Genomic DNA, 17,487 nt, shown 5'->3' with positions numbered 1-17,487 from the left:
CCACGGCTACCTCCCAGGTTCCAGAGGCAGCCAGCTTTCCGGGTTCACCAGCCGAGATCAATTACCGGGTCAACGTTCAGAGACGGGCCACTAGCTCACCGAGCCGGCTAGGGGCTCCGGGGCCCCCGGCCTCCAGCCGAGGGGCCCGCCTGACCCGGGCCCCTCGTCCGGCGAAGGGGCCCGGGCCGGAACCCGGGCCCCTTCCGCATCGGCCCGCGCCGCTCGTCCGGGCGCCGCTCAGCGGCTCTCGCGCCACTCCGACACGACGTGATCGACGTCGAAGGGCATCAGGTTGAGCGGCGGCCCCGGCAGGCCCTTCCTGATCGCCTCGCGGATCTTGTCGTTGACCTCTTCGAGGATCTGCCGCACCTCGGTCTCGGACCGGGCCCCGCGGGCCTGCCGCAGCGCCTCCTCGGCCTCCTTGCGCAGCGCCAGCGTCGGGGGCAGCGGCATGGACAGCCCCTCGCTCTCCAGCTTCTGCTTGATCCACCACATCTCGTCGTGCGGCCGGTCGAGGCCGGGCAGCGGCTTGCCCGCGCCCGGCAGGTCGTCGAACTCCCCACGCTCGGCCGCCTCGCGGATCTGCCGGTCGATCCAGCTCTCGAACGGCATGCCCGCCGGCTTGCGGTCGGTCACGGACGCGGCTCCTCTCTCACGCCAGGTTGTGGCTCGGCGCGACCGGCCCACGCCAGCCGAGCACGGCCTCGGTCATGCGCACGGACGCGACCGTCGCGGCCACGTCGTGCACCCGCAGGATCCGGGCGCCCTTGAGGATGGAGACGACGTTCGCGGCGATCGTCCCCTCCTTGCGCTCCCCCTGCGGGCGGTCGATGGTCTCGCCGATGAAGTCCTTGTTCGACAGCGCGACCAGGGTGGGATAGCCGATCGCGGTGATCTCCTCCAGCCTCCGGGTCAGCTCCAGGGAGTGGAAGGTGTTCTTGTTCAGGTCGTGGCCCGGGTCGATGATGATCCGGTCTGGGGCGATGCCGGCCTTGAGCGCGAAGGAGACCCGCTCGCGCAGGAAACCGGCGACCTCGGCGACGACGTCGTCGTAGCTCGGGCGGAAGACCCGCCGGCCGGGGCCGCCGAGGCTGTGGGTGACGACCACGCTGGCGCCGGTCTCGGCCGCGACCTCGGCCAGGCCGGGCTCGCGCAGGCCGTTGGTGTCGTTGATGACGTCGGCGCCGGCCTCTACGGCCGCCCTGGCGACCTCGGGGCGGTGGGTGTCGACCGAGATGACGGCGTCGGTCGCGGCCCTGACCTCGGCGATCACCGGGACCACCCGCTCGATCTCCTCCTCGACGCCGATCGCGGCCTGGGCGGCGCTGAAGGCGAACCCGCCGATGTCCACCCAGTCGGCGCCCTCCTCGACGGCCCGCACGCAGGCCGCGACCGCGTGGTCGAGCTCGTACGTGCGCCCCTGGTCGTGGAAGGAGTTGGGAGTCCTGTTGACGATGGCCATGATGGCGATCTGGCGTTCGAAATCGAACTCCCGCCGCCCGATGCGGCGGACCGGAGAGATGATCTCGGGGGGATTGTTTCCGCCGCTCACGTAGTGGCCCCTTCCGTCTCCTGCCGAGCCTACCCGGGGCCGTGGCAGGGCGGTCGGGCGCCCGCGCGCTCACACCTGGAAGTGCCCGGACGGCCCGCCGCCGCCGGTGACCCGGATCCGCTTCATGGAGCTCGGGGAGACGGACGGGTGCGGCAGGCGCATGGTGAGCCGGACCGTGGTGCCCTCGGGACCGGTGCGGAAGTCCACGACGTCGCACAACCGCTGGATCAGGTAGATGCCGCGACCGGTGTAGGAGAGGCTGGCCGGCCGGACGGCGCCGTCGAGGTACGCCTGCGGGATGCCCGTCCCCTGGTCGGTCGTCTCCGAGCGGATGACGCCGTCGACCGTCCACAACGTCAGATGCCCGCGCCCGCCCGCGTGCTCCACGGCGTTGACCACGCTCTCGTGCACGGCGAGCACGAAGTCGTCGAGCCGGCCGTCGCGCAGCCCGCAGCTCTCCGCCTGCTCGGCGACCGCGCGGCGCAGCTTGGTGACGTCGTGGAGGGTGAACACCTGGGTCAGCAGAAGGGCCATGGCGCTCCTTCGTGTCGTCACGACACGCAGGCCACGCCTCTGGACCTTGCGTAGAGAACCGTCCCCTTCCCCGGCCGGGCGGCCTTACACCTCCGGATCAGGGGTGGGCGCCGACCCCTGTGGCCAGCTCCTTGACCCGGCCCAGCGGGCCGCCGTCGGGGGCGAGCGGCGGGGTCTCCATGCCGGCGCCGTCGTGCAGGCCGTCCAGCAGCTCGCGCATGGCGTCCCACGAGGAGTACCGCGGCCGCCAGCCCAGGACGTCCCTGGCCTTGTCGGTCTTCATGACGGGGATGCGCAGGGCCAGTTCGAGCAGTCCGGGCGAGGCCGGCACCAGCCGCAGGTGCCAGCCGGCCGACATCAGCGTCCTGGCCAGCCAGGGCGTGACCGGCATCGTCCGCGTGCCGAGGAGTTTGGCCAGGTCGGCGGGGTCGAGCACGGGTTCGGCGGCCAGGTTGAAGGCTCCCGACACCGTCCTGGTCACCGCCAGCCGGTACGCCTCGGCCGCGTCGTCGGCGTGCAGCACCTGAAGCCGCAGTCCGGGCACGTCGGGCACGAACGGGATGCGGCCGGGCCGGATCAGCCGGCGCGGCAGGAACGGCCCGGCGAACAGGCGGCGCTGCTCGGTGGCCGCCGCCCGCTGGAAGATGAACCCCGGCCGCATCCGCACCACGCGGATCGCCGGGTGGTCGTGCTCGAAGACGTCGAGCACCCGCTCGACGTAAGCCTTCTCCCGGCCGTACGCGGCGCCCGGCCAGCCGTGCGTGGGCCAGCTCTCGTCCACCGGCCGGTCCTTGGGTCCCGGCGAGTACGCGCCGACCGAGGACGCGTGGACCAGCGCGGGCACCCCGGCCTCGGCCACCGCGCGGAACACCCGCATGCTGCCCAGCACGTTCGCCCGCCAGGTCACGGCCGGGTCCCTGGTGGGCTGGAACAGCCACGCGAGGTGCACGACGGCGTCGGCGCCCTCGAAGATGCGGGACAGGTCGCCGGTGGCGACGTCGGCCTGCCGCCACTCGGTGCGGTCGATGCGCCACCCCGGCAGCCGGCGGGCCACGCCCACGATCGACGTCACGCTGTCATCCGCGGCGAGCGCGCGTACGACGCTCGTGCCGACATTGCCGGTAGCCCCGACCACCACGACTCTCATGCCCGCACCGCTGCCCGCGCTCCGGAGGGTGAAACCCCTGGTCAGGGCTGTAGCACGATCTTGATCGCGCCGTTCGCCTTCTTCTGGAACATCTCGTACGCCTGCGGCGCCTCCTCCAGCCGCATGCGGTGGGTGGTGAGGTCCATGACGCCGAGCGGGTCGGAGTCGTCGGTGACCAGCGGCATGAGCCGGTTGATCCACCGCCGCACGTGGGCCTGGCCCATCCGCAGCGTGATGCCCTTGTCGAACATGCGCAGCATCGGCATCGGGTCGGTCATGCCGCCGTAGACGCCGATGACGGAGATCACGCCGCCCCGGCGGACGGTGTCGATGGCCTGGTTGAGCGCGGCGAGCCGGTCGACGCCCGCGTGGGACATCAGCGGCGCGGCCACCGCGTCGGGCAGCAGCCCGGTGAGCGTCTGGGCGATCTTGGCGGCCGGCGAGCCGTGCGCCTCCATGCCGACGGCGTCGATCACCGAGTCGGTGCCGCGGCCCGAGGTGAGCTCGCGGATCGCCCCGGGCACGTCGGAGGTCTCGCTGCCGTCCACGACCTCGATGCCGTGGCGGCGGGCCATCTCCAGGCGTTCGGTGACGCCGTCCACGCCGATCACGCGGTGGCCGAGGTGGCGGGCGATGCGGGCGCACATCTGGCCGATGGGGCCGAGGCCGAAGACGGTGACGCTGCCGCCGTCCGGGATCTCGGCATGGTCGACGGCCTGCCAGGCGGTCGGCAGCACGTCGGACAGGAACAGGAAACGCTCGTCCGGCGGGCCCTCGGGCACCTTGATCGGGCCGAACTGGGCCTCGGGCACGCGCAGGTACTCGGCCTGGCCGCCGGGCACCTGGCCGTACAGCCTGGTGTAGCCGAACAGCGCGGCGCCCATGCCCTGCTCCTTCACCTGCGTGGTCTCGCACTGCGCGTACAGCTCCAGGCCGCACATGTGGCAGTGTCCGCAGGAGATGTTGAACGGGATGACGACGCGGTCGCCGGGCCTGATGTCGGTGACGGCGGCCCCGACGGCCTCGACGACGCCCATGGGCTCGTGGCCCAGGATGTCGCCCTCGGCCATGAAGGGCCCGAGCACCTCGTACAGGTGCAGGTCCGAGCCGCAGATGCCGGAGCTGGTCACCCTGATCACCGCGTCGTTGGGCTCCTTGATGGCCGGGTCGGGGACCTCCTCGACCCGTACGTCGCGCTTGCCGTGCCAGGTGACGGCCTTCATGACGCCTCCAGATGGGATTCGGACGGCACAAATCCCGCATACCCCCACATAGAACTCCAAACGGTTTGCCCCATAACACCGTGATAGGGGTGTTTTGAGACGACCACTCCTCGTATTCGGGCTCGTACCGTGCAGACACCCCCCTGTACGCGAGGAGACGTGCACATGCTCCCCAGGAAGACCGTGACGGCGGGCATCGCGATCGCCGTCACCATGATCAGCGTCCCGGCCCTGGCCTTCGCGGCGAAGGGCGCCACGGCCCAGGACGAGACCCCCTACTCCATCGCCCGCACCAATGCCGAAGCCGTCGCCGACCCCCCTCAGGGCCTGGTCGACGCCATGAGCCGGGACCTCGGCATCACCGGCCAGCAGGCCGAGGCCCGCCTGGTCAACGAGGCCGCCGCGGCCGGCCTCGAACCCACCCTGCGCGCCCAGTTAGGCGCCTCCTACGCCGGCTCCTGGGTGACCGGCCCCACCTCCACGCCGATCACCGCCACCACCGACCCGGCGCAGGTGGCCGCCATCGCCAAGGCCGGTGTGCAGGCCCGCGTGGTCGCCCGCTCGCTGAGCAGCCTCGACCAGGTCAAGGCCAGGCTCGACGCCGCGTCGGCCAAGGCCCCGAAGACCGCCCCCGTCTGGTACGTGGACGTCGTCAGCAACGCCGTCGTCGTCCTCAGCTCCAGCCCCGCCAAGGCCGCCGCCTGGGTGAAGGCCAGCGGCGCGGACACCTCCGCCGTCCAGGTCGTGCGCTCGGCCGAGAAGCCCACGCTGTTCTACGACGTCCGCGGCGGCGACGCCTACTACATCGGCTCCGGCACCCGCTGCTCCGTCGGCTTCTCGGTGACCAAGGCCGGCTCGCAGGGCGGCTTCGTCAGCGCCGGCCACTGCGGCAACGCCGGGTCCAGCACGTCCGGCTCCAACCGGGTCGCCATGGGCACGTTCCGCGGCTCGTCCTTCCCGGGCAACGACTACTCCTGGGTCGAGGTCAACGGCCAGTGGACCCCGACCGGCGTGGTGTACGGCTACAGCGCCGGCATCCTGCCCGTACGCGGCTCGACCGTGGCCCAGGTGGGCTCGGCCGTCTGCCGCGCCGGATCGACCACCGGTTACCACTGCGGCTCGGTCCAGCAGCTCAACGCCAGCGTCACCTACCAGGAGGGCACCGTCTCCGGCGTGACGCGGACCAACGTCTGCGCCGAGCCCGGCGACTCCGGCGGCTCGTTCATCTCCGGCGACCAGGCCCAGGGCGTGACGTCGGGCGGCTCGGGCAACTGCAGCTCCGGCGGCACGACGTACTTCCAGCCGGTCAACGAGATCCTGTCCACCTACGGCCTGACCCTCGCCACTCAGGGCGGCGGCCCCGGCCCGACCAGCACGCCGACGGTCACCACGACCGTCCCGGGCGGCACGTGGGCCGCGGGCACGACGTACACGGCCGGCTCCACGGTGACGTACGGCGGCTCGACCTACCGCTGCCTCCAGGGGCACACCGCCCAGTCCGGCTGGGAGCCGCCGAACGTGCCGGCTCTCTGGCAGCGCGTCTGACCCCCTAGACGTCCAGGGCGGAGATACCCCCTCACGACCTGGACCGCGCGGCCGGGCGATGTCCCGCTCCTCCGTCAGGGACATCGTCCGGCCAATGCGTTCCCGTGCCCGTCAGGACGTGTCCCCGGCCAGCCGCAGGGCCTCCTCGACCAGCGTCTCCACGATCCGCGACTCGGGGACGGTGCGGACCACCTCGCCCCTGACGAAGATCTGCCCCTTGCCGTTGCCCGAGGCCACCCCCAGGTCCGCCTCCCTGGCCTCGCCCGGCCCGTTGACCACGCAGCCCATCACCGCCACCCGCAGCGGGTGGGGGAACCCGTCGAGCGCCGCGGTCACCCGTTCGGCCAGCCCGTACACATCCACCTGGGCCCGCCCGCACGACGGGCAGGAGACGATCTCCAGCCTCCGCCGCCGCAGCCCCAGCGACTCCAGGATCCCGATCCCGACCTTGACCTCCTCCACCGGAGGCGCCGACAGCGAGACGCGGATCGTGTCGCCGATGCCCTCGTCGAGCAGGATCCCGAACGCGACCGCCGACTTGATCGTGCCCTGCATGAGCGGCCCGGCCTCGGTGACGCCGAGGTGCAGCGGGTAGTCGCAACTACGGGCCAGCATCCGGTAGGCCGCCGTCATCACCTGCGGGTCGTGGTGCTTGACGGAGAGCTTGATGTCGCGGAAGCCGTGCTCCTCGAACAACGAGCACTCCCACAGCGCCGACTCCACCAGCGCGCCCGGCGTGGCCCTGCCGTGCTTGGCCAGCAGCCGGGGGTCGAGCGAGCCGGCGTTGACCCCGATGCGGATGGACACGCCCGCACCGGACGCGGCCCGCGCGATCTCACCCACCTTGTCGTCGAACTTCTTGATGTTCCCGGGATTGACCCGGACCGCCGCGCACCCCGCCTCGATGGCGGCGAAGACGTAGCGCGGCTGGAAGTGGATGTCGGCGACGACCGGGATCTGCGACTTCCGCGCGATCTCCGGCAGCGCGTCGGCGTCGTCCTGGGTCGGCACCGCGACGCGGACGATCTGGCAGCCCGCCGCCGTCAGCTCGGCGATCTGCTGCAACGTGGCGTCGACGTCGGCCGTCACCGTCGTCGTCATCGACTGCACCGAGACGGGCGCGTCGCCCCCCACCGGCACGGACCCCACCATGACCTGCCTGGACGCCCTGCGCGCCCGATGTCGCACCGGCAGTCCGAGATCTACAGCGGCCACCTGTCCAGCTCCCTTCGAACGGTGTGCGCGATGCCCTGGCCGGTGAGCCCGGCCTCGGCGAGCAACCCGGCCCGGCTCCCGTGCGCGACGAACTCGCGCGGCAGGCCGAGGTTGACGATGTGCTGCCGCGGCCCGCACTCCTGCCGGAGCAGGGCGCCGGCCCCGCAGGCGGCCAGGCCGTCCTCGACGGTCACCACCAGCCGGGCGGCACCGGCCGGCCCGCGCAGACCGGCCGGGACCGGGATCACCCAGCGGGGATCGACCACCGTCACGCCGACCCCGGCGGCCGACAACATGGCCGCCGCGCCCAGGCACGGCCCGGCCATCGGCCCGACCGCCACCAGCAGCACGTCGGGGCCGCCCGCGAAGAGCACGTCGGCGTCGCCGACCCGCCCCACGCGCGGGAGCTCGGGACCGGCGACCGCCTTGGGGAAGCGCAGCGCGGTCGGCCCGGGGTGCTCGACCGCCTCCTCCAGCAGCTCGCACAGCCGGCGGGCGTCGCGCGGCGCGGCCACCCGCATGCCGGGCACCATGGCCAGCGCCGCCAGGTCCCACATGCCGTGGTGGCTGGGCCCGTCGGGGCCGGTGAGGCCGGCCCGGTCGAGCACGAGCGTCACCGGCAGCCGGTGCAGGGCGACGTCCATCAGCACCTGGTCGAGGGCGCGCCCCAGGAACGTCGCGTAGACCGCGACCACGGGGTGCAGGCCCGCCATGGCCAGGCCCGCCGCCGAGGCCAGGGCCTGCTGCTCGGCGATGCCGACGTCGAACATGCGGCCCGGGAAACGCCGCCCGAAGCGGGCCAGCCCCGTCGGCCCCGGCATCGCGGCGGTGACGGCCACCAGGTCGTCGCGGCGCTCGCCGAGCACGCACAGGTGGCGGGCGAACGCGTCGGTCCAGGTGGCGGGCCCGGCGGCGAGGGGGCGGCCGGTGGCCGGGTCGGTGGCCGGGATCGCGTGCAGGTGCTCGTCGTGGTCGCGCTCGGCCGGGTCGTAGCCGCGGCCCTTGCGGGTGACGCAGTGGACCACGACGGGGACGCGCAGCTCGCGGGCGGCGCGCAGGGCCGCTTCGAGCGCGGCGATGTCGTGGCCGTCGACCGGGCCCAGGTAGCGCAGGCCGAGCTGCTCGAAGACGGTCACGTCGGCGGCCGTGCGCAGCCGGGCGAGGTGGTCGGCGATGCCGCCGTGGGTGGGGGCGTAGGAGCGGCCGTTGTCGTTGAGCACGACGACGACGGGCCGGTGGCGGGCGGCGCCCAGGTTGTTGAGCGCCTCCCAGGCCATCCCGCCGGTGAGCGCGCCGTCGCCGACCACGGCGACCACCGCCCGGTCCGCGTCGCCGGTCAGCAGGCGCGCCTTGGCCAGGCCGTCGGCGTAGGCGAGCGCGGTGGAGGCGTGGGAGTTGTCGACGTGGTCGTGCACGGACTCCTCCCGGCTCGGGTAGCCGCTGAGGCCGCCGCGGCAGCGCAGGGCGTCGAAGGAGTCGCGCCGCCCGGTGAGGATCTTGTGGACGTACGTCTGGTGCCCGGTGTCGAAGACGATGGCGTCGCCGGGCGAGTCGAACACGCGGTGGAGGGCGATCGTGAGCTCGACGACGCCGAGGTTGGAGCCGAGGTGCCCGCCGCGGGCGCTCACCTTCTCGACCAGGAAGTCGCGGATCTCGCGGGCGAGGCCGGGCAGCAGCTCGGCGGGCAGGGCGCGCAGGTCCTGGGGAGTGGAAACGGACGGCAACAGGGTCGTCATGACATCCCCTGACGGTGTTGCGGTGAGCCAAAAGAATAGTTGAAAGGCCCAAGACACTTTACACGCTCTGTATTCAAGTAGTAACTATTGGTAGTGCGTCCCGACCAGAAGGAGCCGAGCGGATGCCGGTGAGCTTCACTCAGCACTACCTCGGATCGCGGATCGAGCGACGCCTCGCCGACTTCCTCGAGACGTGGCAGGCGCCCGTCTCCGATCCCGACGTGCAGACGGCCTACCGGTTGCTGACCGAGTTCATCCTCGGCGGCGGCAAACGCATCCGCCCGCTGCTGTGCTACTGGGGCTGGCGGGGCGCGGGCGGCGCCGACTGCGACGAGATCGTCAGCGCCGCGGCGGCCCTGGAGCTGTGCCACGCCGGGCTGCTCATCCACGACGACATCATGGACGGCAGCGAGCTGCGCCGGGGCCGGGCGACCATCCACCGCAACCTCGCCGACCTCCACGACGGCCCCTCCGCGGAGGCGTTCGGACACGCGGGCGGCATCCTGCTCGGCACGCTCAGCCTGGCCTGGTCCGACACCCTGCTGTCGTCGTGCGGCGTCGAGCCCGTCCGCCTGCGCGCCGCCCACCACCTCTTCGACGCCATGCGCACCGAGGTCATCAGCGGCCAGTACCTCGACATCCTCGCCCAGCTCCGCGCCGGCGCGAGCGTGACGGAGGCGCTCACGGTGATCCGCTACAAGACGGCCAAGTACACCGTCGAGCGGCCGTTGCAGATCGGCGGCGCCCTGGCCGGCGCCTCACCCGAGCTGCTCGACGCCTTCTCCCGGTTCGGCGTGCCGCTCGGCGAGGCGTTCCAGCTGCGCGACGACGTGCTGGGCACGTTCGGCTCGGCGGCCGAGACCGGCAAGTCGGCGCTCGACGACCTGCGCGAGGGCAAGCACACGGTGATGATCGCGCACGCCATGGCGCACGCCTCGCCCGCGCAGCTGGGCCATCTGCGCGCCTGGCACGGCAACCCGGCTCTCACCGAGGAGCAGGCCGCCGGGCTGCGCACCATCCTCATCGACACCGGCGCGCTCGACCAGGTCGAGTCGATGATCGACGAACGCGTGGGCGAGGCCACGGCCGCCCTGGCACGGGCGCCGATCGGGCCCGAGGCCGGCAGTGCGCTGTCCGTCCTGGCCGACCAGCTCGCGCACCGTACCAAGTAGGGGGCTCTCCGATGGGACGCGTACTGCTCGCGGCCCCGCGCGGTTACTGCGCGGGCGTCGAACGGGCCATCTTCTCCGTGGAGGAGGCGCTGCGGCGCTTCGGGCCACCGGTCTACGTGCGCAAGCAGATCGTGCACAACACGTTCGTGGTGGCCGACCTCACCGAGCGCGGGGCGGTCTTCGTCGACGAGCTCGACGAGGTGCCGGACGGCGCGCTGGTGATCTTCTCCGCCCACGGCGTCTCCCCCGCCGTCCGGCAGGAGGCCGGGGGCCGCGGCCTGCGCACGATCGACGCCACCTGCCCCCTGGTCACCAAGGTGCACAAGGAGGCGGTGCGGCTGGCCGAGGCCGGCCACGAGATCGTGCTCATCGGCCACGCCGAGCACGAGGAGGTCGAGGGCACCCTCGGCGAGGCGCCCGGCCGCATCCACGTCGTCGATCCGGCCAGGCCCCACGAGGTCACCGCGAGCGGCGCGGCGCACATGACCTGGCTGTCGCAGACCACCCTCTCGGTCGACGAGACCATGGGCGCCGTCGCGGAGCTGCGCGACCGTTTCCCCCAGCTGGCCGACCCGCCGAGCGACGACATCTGTTACGCCAGCCAGAACCGCCAGGAGGCGATCACCCGCATCGCCCCCCGCTGCGACCTGGTCATCGTCGTCGGCTCGGCCAACTCCTCCAACTCCCGGCGGCTGGTCGAGGTCGCGCTGCACGCCGGCGCCCCCGCCGCCCACCTGGTCGACCGCGCCGCCGACGCCGACCCGCGATGGCTCGGCGGCGTGGGGACGGTCGGGGTCAGCTCCGGCGCGTCCGTTCCCGACGTGCTGGTCGACGACCTGCTCGGCTGGCTCGCCGGCCACGGCTACACCGACGTGGAGCCCGTGACCGTGACCGAGGAGACGCTCACCTTCTCCCTCCCCCTGGAACTCCGTTCCTCCCGCAACCCCGGCTAGACCCCACACCGAGATTGGCGGTGCACCATGACAGAAACCACCGACTCCAGCGCGCCCTTGAACGGCAACGGGCAGCTCAGCCTCAGTACCGAGGCCGCCAAACAGCTCGCGACCACCACCAAGACGCCTCCGCAGATGCAGGAGATCACCTCCAGGTGGCTGCTGCGGCTGCTGCCGTGGGTGCAGTGCTCGGGTGGCGTGTTCCGGGTCAACAGGCGCCTGACGTACACGCTCGGCGACGGGCGCATCACCTTCTCCACGACCGGCTCCGACGTGCGGGTCATCCCGGCCGAACTGACCGAGCTGCCCATGCTGCGCGGCTTCGACGACATGGACGTGCTCGAAGCGCTGGCCGACCGCTTCCAGCAGCGCGAGGTCGAGCCGGGCGAGGCCATCGTCAGGGAGGACGACCCGGCCGACCAGCTCGTGCTGATCGCCCACGGCCGGGTCGGCAAGGTCGGGCAGGGCGCCTACGGCGACGAGCAGAACCTCGGCGTCCTGGCCGACGGCGACCACCTCGGCGAGCAGGCGCTGACCGGCGGCGGCACGTACGACTTCACCGCCACGGCCAAGACCCACACCACCGTGCTCACCCTGTCCAGGCAGACCTTCGAGCAGCTCGCCGAGCAGTCCCCGGCGCTGCGCGAGCACCTCCAGAACTGGCGCGCCTCCGGCGACCACGCCCAGAACGCCTACGGCGAGGCCGCGATCGACATGTCCTCCGGCCACTCCGGCGAGGTCGCGCTGCCCGGCACGTTCGTGGACTACGAGCAGTCCCCCCGCGAGTACGAGCTGAGCGTCGCCCAGACGGTCCTGCGGGTGCACAGCCGGGTCTCCGACCTGTACAACCAGCCGATGAGCCAGCTCGACCAGCAGCTCCGCCTCACGATCGAGGCCCTGCGCGAGCGCCAGGAGCACGAGCTGATCAACAACCGGGAGTTCGGCCTGCTGCACAACGCCGACTTCAGCCAGCGCATCCGCACCCGTTCCGGCCCGCCCACGCCCGACGACCTCGACGACCTGCTGGCCGTGGTCTGGAAGGAGCCGGCCTTCTTCCTCGCGCACCCGCAGGCCATCGCCGCGTTCGGCAGGGAGTGCAGCAAGCGCGGCCTCTACCCGCAGGCCAGCGAGGTCAACGGCCACCGCATCCCGGCCTGGCGGGGCGTGCCGATCTTCCCGTGCAGCAAGATCCCGGTCACCGGCAAGCGCACCACGTCGCTCCTGCTGATGCGGACGGGCCAGGAGAACCAGGGCGTCGTCGGCCTGCACCAGACCGGCATCCCCGACGAGTACCAGCCGAGCCTGTCGGTGCGCTTCATGAACATCAACGAGAAGGCGATCATCTCCTACCTGGTCAGCGCCTACTACTCGGCCGCCGTCCTGGTGCCCGACGCGCTCGGCGTCCTGGAGGACGTCGAGCTCGGCAGGAACGGCTAGCAGCCCCTTCGTCCGTCCGGTCCAAGAATTGGTGGTGTTTGTGTTGACGGAGTCGGATCAGCGGCTGAGCCTGGATACCGCCGCGGCGCGGAAGCTCGCCACGACGACCAAGACGCCTCCGCAGATGCAGGAGATCTCCTCCCGCTGGTTGCTGCGGATGCTTCCGTGGGTGGACACCGCCGGCACCTATCGGGTGAACCGGCGGCTCACCTACATGGTCGGCGGTGGCCGGGTGAGCTTCTCGCGTACCGGCGCCCGGGTGCGGGTGGTGCCGCCGAGCCTGACCGAGCTGCCGCCGCTCCACGGGCTCGACGACGACCGCCTGCTCGACACCCTCGCGGGGCTGTTCGAGCAGCGGGAGTACGCCCGCGGCGACACGATCGCGCGGGCCGGACGGCCGGCTGACGAGATCATCCTGGTCGCCGACGGCCGGGTCACCCGGTTCCAGCCGGGCGACTACGGCAACCGCCTGGTGCTCGGCACCCTCGGCGAGGGCGACCACGCCGGGACCGAACCGCCGGGTGAGCGGGCCGTACGGCACGACACGCTGGAGGCCGACACCAGGTGCACGGTGCTGGCCCTGCCGTGGGAGGAGCTGCACGCGCTGGCCGAGAGCACGCCCGCCCTGCGCGACCGGCTCGAACGCCACCGCGCCCGGCGGGCGGCCCCCCAGACCAAGCACGGCGAGGCGGCCATCGAGCTGTCGGCCGGCCACCGGGGCGAGCACACGCTGCCGGGCACGTTCGTCGACTACGACCCGGGCCCGCGCGAGTACGAGCTGAGCGTGTCCCAGACCGTGCTTCGCGTGCACACCCGGGTCGCGGACCTGTTCGGCGACCCGATGGACCAGACCGAGCAGCAGCTCAGCCTCACCGTCCAGGCGGTGCGCGAGTCGCAGGAGCGCGAGCTGGTCAACAACCGCGACTTCGGCCTGCTGCACAACGTCGACCCGAGCCAGCGCATCCGCACGCTGACCGGGCCGCCCACCCCCGACGACCTGGACGACCTGGTCAGCCGGCGCAAGAAGTCGCGGTTCTTCCTGGCCCACCCGCGGGCCATCGCGGCCTTCGGCCGGCAGTGCAGCGCGAAGGGCGTCTATCCCGACACCGTCGAGATCGAGGGCGTGCCCGTGCAGTCGTGGCGGGGGGTGCCCATCCTGCCGTGCGACAAGATCCCGGTCAGCCGGGCGGGCACCACCTCGATCCTGTGCATGCGCACCGGCGAGAAGGACCAGGGCGTCGTGGGCCTGTTCCAGACCGGCGTGCCCGACGAGCGGGAGCCGGGGCTCAGCGTGAAGCTCACCGGCATCGACCGGAGGGCTGTCATGTCGTACCTGGTCAGCGCCTACTACTCGTGCGCGGTCCTGGTGCCTGACGCGCTCGGGGCGCTGGAGGACGTGGAGGTCGCGAGCTGATGGCGCAGCCGTTCGAACTGCCCGACTTCTACATGCCGTACCCGGCGCGGCTCAACCCGCATCTGGAGGAGGCCCGTACGCACGCCAAGCAGTGGGCGCGCGACATGGGCATGCTGGAGGGATCGGGCGTCTGGGAGGAGGCCGACCTCGACGGCCACGACTACTCCCTGATGTGCGCCTACACCCATCCCGACTGCGACGGCGCCGAGCTGTGCCTGATCACCGACTGGTACGTCTGGGTGTTCTTCTTCGACGACCACTTCCTTGAGGTCTTCAAGCGCTCCGGCGACATCCAGGGCGGCAAGCGGCACCTCGACCGGCTGCCCCGGTTCATGCCGATGGGCGCCGATCTGTCCATGCCCGAGCCGGCCAACCCGGTCGAGGCGGGCCTGGCCGACCTGTGGTCGCGTACGGTGCCGGGCATGTCGGCCGACTGGCGGCGGCGGTTCGCCGAGAGCACCCGCCACCTGCTCAACGAGTCGATCTGGGAGCTGTCCAACATCAACGAGGGCCGGATCGCCAACCCGGTCGAGTACATCGAGATGCGCCGCAAGGTGGGCGGCGCGCCCTGGTCGGCGGGGCTGGTCGAGCACGCGGTGGGGGCCGAGATCCCCGCGCGGCTGGCCGGCACCAGGCCGCTGCGGGTGCTGAAGGACAGCTTCTCCGACGCCGTGCACCTGCGCAACGACCTGTTCTCCTACGAGCGCGAGGTCAGGGACGAGGGCGAGCTGAGCAACGGCGTGCTGGTGCTGGAGACGTTCCTCGGGTGCACGACCCAGGAGGCCGCCGACGCCGTCAACGACCTGCTCACCTCGCGCATGCAGCAGTTCGAGCACACCGCGCTGGCCGAGCTGGGCCCGCTCTTCGCCGAGCACGCCGTCGATCCGCTGTCGGCGATGGACGTGCTGGCCTACGTCAAGGGGCTGCAGGACTGGCAGTCCGGCGGGCACGAGTGGCACCTGCGGTCGAGCCGCTACATGAACAAGGGCGCGAAGACGGCCCGGCCGCTCGGCGCGAAGTCGCTGATCGACGGCACGGGGGCCAAGCGCCTGCGCAACTTCGCCCACACCCGGCGGCAGCGCGTCGGCCCCTCGCAGATCCCCGAGCTGTACGTGCCCTTCGAGCTGCGCCTCTCCCCCCACCTCGACCGGGCCCGGCGCAACGCGGTGACCTGGTGCGCGTCCATGGGCCTGCTGGAGGCCCAGCCGGGCGTCGTGGGCTCGGCGGTCTGGGACGCCGACAAGCTGGCCGACTACGACCTGCCGTTGTGCGCGGCGGGCCTGCATCCCGACGCCACCCCCGAGGAACTGGACCTGGCCTCGTACTGGCTGTGCTGGGGCACCTACGGCGACGACTACTTCCCCGTCGTCTTCGGCCGGTCGGGCAACCTGGCGGCGGCCAAGGTCACGGTGTCCAGGCTCTCGGCGTTCATGCCGGTGGACGGCACGCCGGCGCCGCCGCCGGTGAGCGCGCTGGAACGCGGCCTGGCCGACCTGTGGGCGCGTACGGCGGGGCCGATGCCGGCCGGGGCCCGCGCGCAGCTGCGGCGGTCGGTCGTGACGATGTGCGAGGGCTGGCTCTGGGAGCTGGGCAACGAGGCGGCCGGGCACATCCCCGACCCGGTGGACTACCTGGAGATGCGCCGGCTCACCTTCGGCTCGGAGCTGACGATGAGCCTGTGCCGGCTGCGGCACGCGTACGCGCTGCCCGAGGCGCTGTACGAGAGCGGCCCGATGCGGGCCCTGGAGAACGCGGTCATGGACTGCGGGATGTTGATGAACGACATCTTCTCGTACCAGAAGGAGATCGAGTTCGAGGGCGAGCTGCACAACTGCCTTCTGGTGGTCCAGAACTTCTTCGACTGCGACTACCCGGCCGCGCTGGGCATCGTCAACGACCTGCTGACCTCGCGGATGAGGCAGTTCCAGCACATCGCCGCGCACGAGCTGCCGGTCCTGTGCGACGACCTCGGGCTCGACTGCGCGGCGAGGCAGGCGCTCGACGCGTTCCTGGCCGACTGCCGCCACTGGCTGACCGGCATTCTCAACTGGCACCGCGGCTGTCTCCGCTACGACGAGCCGTCCCTGCGCCGGCACCACCGGCCGCCGGCCTTCCGGCTGTCCGGCCCCCACGGGCTCGGCACGTCGGCGGCGACCCTGGTCTACAGCGGCACGTCGTACGGGCGCGGGGCGTAGAACCAGCCCATCATGCGCAGCAGACGTCGCAGGTGCGGCGTGACGTTGCGCAGCCGGATCCACCGTTCGTCCGGGGGCAGCGCGGGCATCGCCAGCACCCGCAGCCCGGACAGGTCGACGAAGGTCAGCTCGCCGGTGTCGACCACGATGTACGTGCTGCCCCCGCGTGAGTCGGACAGCGTGCTGGCGAGCGCGGGGCTGTTGGTGACGTCGACCTCGCCGGACAGGGCGACGGCCGGGGCTCCGGGAGCGACCCGCAGCGTGATGCTCAGCTGCCCGTCCTGATAGAGCAGCCGCTCTTCGAGACCGTTCACGACGTGCGCACCCCCCAACAGCTATGGACAGGGGGTTGCCGGTGGGATGACCGTCAAGTTCCCCCCGGCCGTGGTGGCCGCCCTGAGGAGGTCGCGGTTCCTTCGCCGCGCTGACGATTAACCCGAAACCAGGCTACACGAAGTATGTTTCGCTATGTGATGTTCAGGAGAAAATGACCGATTTGCAGCCCAATAATGAAGAGTTGCACCGGTCCTCGCAGACGCACGAAGCCGGCCCAGCACGCAGGGCTGGGCCGGCTTCGGACCGTCCTCGCGGCGGGGCCCGCACGCGTCCCGCCGCGGCCGATCCGGGGGCGTTCGGCAAGGTGCCGCCACGAGAGGTCGTGGCTGCCGGAACGCCTTCAGGTCAGCCTGACGGGCGCGCGGACGGGCCGCCGCCGATCAGCGGTCTCAGTTGTTGTCGCCGTAGTTGCTCTGGGCGTCCAGGACGTTGAGCTCGATGTCCTGGAGGTGCAGGGCGGTGAGGACGTCGATGTACTTGACGGAGTCGTTGAGGACGTCGTTGGCCAGCGTCAGGTCGTCCAGGATGGACAGCTGGCTCAGGATGGCCTTGCCCCCGTTGTAGGCGTTGGGACCGACGTCGGCCGAGGCGCTCGTGGCCGTGAACCCGAACAGCGCGCCGGCGATGGCTGCACCGGTGAGAATGCGACGCATCATTTTTACTTCCCTTTCATCGGAATCGGCGCAGCGGTGCGCGTCATCATTTATTTCCCGCCTCCCGAGTGGCAGGATTTTCGCGAATAACGATCTCGTGGGACTGCGGTGGGCCGCAAGGAAAATATGCTAAGGCAAAGTCAAGTACCCGCACTTATTCCTTGGCCGTCGATCGGGCGAAAGTCATCCCGAAATGCCCCGAAATAATGTGACTCGTCGGGCAGGGCAGGTTGTTTTATCCCCATACTCCCGGAGCAGGTAATCGGGAGAAGTCGCTTGAAACGCCGTGCCATAACGACGGCCCGGCCGGTCACGCGGGGGTGCCGAATATGCCATGAACGGACTACTGCGATTGTTGGCAACAGCATTGGCGCA

The 17,487-nt window shown here is 71.6% G+C and carries 15 protein-coding genes; 6 read left to right on the top strand and 9 right to left on the bottom strand.

The features are described 5' to 3' along the window. Window positions 1-237 precede the first annotated feature (237 nt). The 5 genes from ABZ444_RS29920 to ABZ444_RS29900 form a co-directional block, all read right to left on the bottom strand. Window positions 238-636, bottom strand: coding sequence for a DUF1992 domain-containing protein (locus ABZ444_RS29920; RefSeq protein ID WP_358003810.1), 399 nt, complete (start codon window positions 634-636; stop codon window positions 238-240). Window positions 637-652: 16 nt separating this feature from the next. Beyond that, on the bottom strand, window positions 653-1,552 hold the full coding sequence (gene folP, locus ABZ444_RS29915; RefSeq protein ID WP_358003807.1) for a dihydropteroate synthase: 900 nt from the start codon (window positions 1,550-1,552) through the stop codon (window positions 653-655). Window positions 1,553-1,621: 69 nt separating this feature from the next. Further along, window positions 1,622-2,086: an ATP-binding protein gene (locus ABZ444_RS29910; RefSeq protein ID WP_358003804.1), complete on the bottom strand. Its 465-nt coding sequence runs from the start codon at window positions 2,084-2,086 to the stop codon at window positions 1,622-1,624. A 97-nt stretch (window positions 2,087-2,183) separates the two neighbouring features. After that, window positions 2,184-3,233: an NAD-dependent epimerase/dehydratase family protein gene (locus ABZ444_RS29905; RefSeq protein WP_358003801.1), complete on the bottom strand. Its 1,050-nt coding sequence runs from the start codon at window positions 3,231-3,233 to the stop codon at window positions 2,184-2,186. A 41-nt stretch (window positions 3,234-3,274) separates the two neighbouring features. Continuing rightward, window positions 3,275-4,456 (bottom strand): zinc-dependent alcohol dehydrogenase, encoded by a 1,182-nt coding sequence (locus ABZ444_RS29900; protein ID WP_358003798.1) that lies wholly within the window; start codon window positions 4,454-4,456, stop codon window positions 3,275-3,277. Window positions 4,457-4,621: 165 nt separating this feature from the next. On the opposite strand from ABZ444_RS29900, the gene ABZ444_RS29895 reads away from it, so the two are divergent. Beyond that, complete coding sequence (locus ABZ444_RS29895; RefSeq protein ID WP_358003795.1) at window positions 4,622-6,001, top strand: carbohydrate-binding protein; 1,380 nt, start codon at window positions 4,622-4,624, stop codon at window positions 5,999-6,001. 111 nt (window positions 6,002-6,112) lie between these two features. Here the strand turns inward: ABZ444_RS29895 and ispG are convergent, their stop codons facing one another. Together ispG and ABZ444_RS29885 are read right to left on the bottom strand one after the other, a co-directional pair. Next, on the bottom strand, window positions 6,113-7,216 hold the full coding sequence (ispG, locus tag ABZ444_RS29890; RefSeq protein ID WP_358003792.1) for a flavodoxin-dependent (E)-4-hydroxy-3-methylbut-2-enyl-diphosphate synthase: 1,104 nt from the start codon (window positions 7,214-7,216) through the stop codon (window positions 6,113-6,115). Next, window positions 7,204-8,952: a 1-deoxy-D-xylulose-5-phosphate synthase gene (locus ABZ444_RS29885; RefSeq protein ID WP_358003789.1), complete on the bottom strand. Its 1,749-nt coding sequence runs from the start codon at window positions 8,950-8,952 to the stop codon at window positions 7,204-7,206. The genes ispG and ABZ444_RS29885 overlap by 13 nt, the downstream gene beginning before the upstream one ends. 128 nt (window positions 8,953-9,080) lie before the next feature. Between ABZ444_RS29885 and ABZ444_RS29880 the strand changes: the two genes are divergently transcribed. The 5 genes from ABZ444_RS29880 to ABZ444_RS29860 are packed head-to-tail and all read left to right on the top strand — an operon-like array spanning window position 9,081 to window position 16,123. Beyond that, a complete protein-coding gene (locus tag ABZ444_RS29880) occupies window positions 9,081-10,124 on the top strand; it encodes a polyprenyl synthetase family protein (protein WP_357975182.1) in 1,044 nt (347 codons plus the stop codon). A gap of 11 nt (window positions 10,125-10,135) precedes the next feature. Continuing rightward, entirely contained in the window at window positions 10,136-11,077 is a 942-nt protein-coding gene (locus tag ABZ444_RS29875) for a 4-hydroxy-3-methylbut-2-enyl diphosphate reductase (protein WP_358003786.1), read from the top strand. Between the two features lie 27 nt (window positions 11,078-11,104). Then, window positions 11,105-12,514: a family 2B encapsulin nanocompartment shell protein gene (locus ABZ444_RS29870; protein WP_358003783.1), complete on the top strand. Its 1,410-nt coding sequence runs from the start codon at window positions 11,105-11,107 to the stop codon at window positions 12,512-12,514. Between the two features lie 43 nt (window positions 12,515-12,557). Continuing rightward, window positions 12,558-13,928 (top strand): family 2B encapsulin nanocompartment shell protein, encoded by a 1,371-nt coding sequence (locus ABZ444_RS29865; RefSeq protein WP_358003780.1) that lies wholly within the window; start codon window positions 12,558-12,560, stop codon window positions 13,926-13,928. Then, complete coding sequence (locus ABZ444_RS29860; RefSeq protein WP_358003777.1) at window positions 13,928-16,123, top strand: terpene synthase family protein; 2,196 nt, start codon at window positions 13,928-13,930, stop codon at window positions 16,121-16,123. Before ABZ444_RS29865 ends, ABZ444_RS29860 begins: the two co-directional genes overlap by 1 nt. Here ABZ444_RS29860 and ABZ444_RS29855 read toward each other — a convergent pair. Together ABZ444_RS29855 and ABZ444_RS29850 are read right to left on the bottom strand one after the other, a co-directional pair. After that, complete coding sequence (locus tag ABZ444_RS29855; RefSeq protein ID WP_358003774.1) at window positions 16,090-16,437, bottom strand: STAS domain-containing protein; 348 nt, start codon at window positions 16,435-16,437, stop codon at window positions 16,090-16,092. The two genes, ABZ444_RS29860 and ABZ444_RS29855, sit on opposite strands and share 34 nt — an antisense overlap. 411 nt (window positions 16,438-16,848) lie before the next feature. Continuing rightward, window positions 16,849-17,115, bottom strand: a complete 267-nt coding sequence (locus ABZ444_RS29850) for a hypothetical protein (protein WP_352322994.1) — start codon at window positions 17,113-17,115, stop codon at window positions 16,849-16,851. Window positions 17,116-17,487: the final 372 nt, after the last annotated feature.

Source organism: Nonomuraea sp. NPDC005730 (genome assembly GCF_040630865.1).
In the GTDB taxonomy this organism is placed as follows: Bacteria; Actinomycetota; Actinomycetes; order Streptosporangiales; family Streptosporangiaceae; genus Nonomuraea.
The sequence above is the reverse complement of the archived record's forward strand: the minus strand, read 5'-3'. Positions and strand labels throughout refer to the sequence as shown.